Here is a 1,629-nt window from a genome sequence, read left to right as displayed (position 1 = left end):
AGCCCGTGAACGTCTCCACCACACCGGCTCAGCCCTCAACACCCCACCCAAACAGGCAAAATGCCCGGAACTAAGCTTCTGCAACACCCTTTAGAAGGCCGTCAGCCAGTCGGCGTCCGCTTCAATGAACGCTCTCATCTGCGGCATCAAGTGAGCGCGGAGGTTGTCCCAGACGAACACGACCGGGCCGTCGAACTGAATGTCCGCGCGCACGATCAGTTCCCGGTCGTCCCGCCAGGTGAAGCCCTTGGGCTCATCTTTGCGGCCTCGGTAGACGTGGAAGCTGTAGAACAGACGGGGCCGCTCGCCCTGTCGGAAGCAGGTCATCCCGGCCATCGAGACCCGGCCGGATCCCCGGCCGCGAACGCGGACTCCGGGGTCTGGCCTATACGGCCCCAGGTCCTGGCGCGCGGCGGTCTCAGCGACTGCCCGGCCTCGTCCTCGAAGACGAGCCAGGCCCCGCGAGCCGCCGCGGCGCCTTTACCCGCGGCCAGCCCCGTCAAGGCCCAGCCGATCAGCGTCTTGACCCGGGCCAGCATCCACTGCTGATCCGCCCAGTCGTGAACCAACGGACCCCGCTCCAACTCCCGCCGCGGTCAAAGTTCTGCTGGGCCATGGACTCCGGGAACAAGGCAGCTGCCTTCGAATGCCACCATCCCAGCCCACATGCCGAAGCCCGCGGGGGAGATCATCAGGAGGGGCCGTCCGCATCGTCCCCCTCCGTCGGGGCCTTCCAGGTCAGGGTCTCCAAAGGCGGCGGCAGCTCGGACACCGGACGGGTACCGGACATCGTCCGCGTCACGTTGGATGCCTCGTCGCTGAAGATCACCTGGGTGTCCATCGTCATACTCCCCCTGCTCTGCTGGCGCATCCCGGCAAAGTCGTTGTACTGCCAGCGCCTCGTACCTGTCCCCGCCGGTGTCCGGTCTGGGCTGAAGAGAGCCTAGCCGGTAGGGCGAGCACGCTCACTTTCTTGGGGGTCCGAACTGACGCGTTTCAGCCGGCCTCTCGTCGCCGCCCGGTTCGGCCAGCGGCATCGCCCGCGGGCGGATCAGCGCAGCTCGTCAAGGTAGTAGTCGTACCAGGCCTCAAGCTGGTCGGGACGCGGGATGGACTTCACCATCCGCAGGAGCGGCTCGCGGGCGGGGTAGAAACCTTGGCAGGCCAAGGCGATGGGGTCGCAGGCTCGGAGAGCTGCTGCGCCTTCGCGATGACGCTCTTCGAGAATATGCAGACCGCTGAGGCTGTCGGCGGCCGCGAGGTAGCAACTGACGAACGGATCGAGAGCCGCACGTGTGCAGCCAGAAAGCGGAGGCAGGAAAGGCTGTCACACGGAGGCGGTGTTCGCTTCGTCCCCGGAGTTACTGAGGTTTTCAGGGTGGGGTCGGTGGGTCGATGGTCAGGTTGGTGGCGGTGAGGCTGCCGTCGATCAGGCGGGGCTGGAGCTGGATCCGGCGTAATTCGCGGCGGAGTATGCGGTCGAGGTCGTCGGGGGTGTTGAAGGCGGTGTTGGCCATGGCTCTGCGTACGAGCCACCAGACGGCCTCGAGAGGGTTCAGGTTGGGCGCATATGCGGGTAGCCGGACGGTGGTGAGCCAGTCGTGCTCGGCTTCATACCGCTTCAGCCCG

At 66.3% G+C, this 1,629-nt stretch carries 3 protein-coding genes and 1 pseudogene; all 4 read right to left on the bottom strand.

What is annotated here, in order from left to right:
• Positions 1-90: 90 nt before the first annotated feature.
• Positions 91-336 carry a hypothetical protein gene (locus tag AB0D66_RS34560; RefSeq protein WP_362311102.1) on the bottom strand — a complete coding sequence of 82 codons (246 nt, stop codon included), beginning with the start codon at positions 334-336 and terminating at the stop codon, positions 91-93.
• 82 nt (positions 337-418) lie between these two features.
• Positions 419-590 (bottom strand): annotated as a pseudogene (locus tag AB0D66_RS34555) (transposase); the annotation flags it as partial.
• Between the two features lie 101 nt (positions 591-691).
• Complete coding sequence (locus AB0D66_RS34550) at positions 692-841, bottom strand: hypothetical protein (RefSeq protein WP_362311101.1); 150 nt, start codon at positions 839-841, stop codon at positions 692-694.
• 532 nt (positions 842-1,373) lie between these two features.
• The coding region (locus AB0D66_RS34545) for a transposase (protein ID WP_362311100.1) at positions 1,374-1,629 on the bottom strand (256 nt) is incomplete at its 5' end.

This window comes from Streptomyces sp. NPDC048270 (genome assembly GCF_040652335.1).
GTDB lineage: Bacteria > Actinomycetota > Actinomycetes > Streptomycetales > Streptomycetaceae > Streptomyces.
The sequence above is the reverse complement of the archived record's forward strand: the minus strand, read 5'-3'. Positions and strand labels throughout refer to the sequence as shown.

Excerpts from the sequence above, each read along its gene's own strand:
- AB0D66_RS34550 (WP_362311101.1), bottom strand. The coding sequence starts at position 841 with ATGGACACCCAGGTGATCTTCAGCGACGAGGCATCCAACGTGACGCGG.
- AB0D66_RS34560 (WP_362311102.1), bottom strand. The coding sequence starts at position 336 with ATGGCCGGGATGACCTGCTTCCGACAGGGCGAGCGGCCCCGTCTGTTC.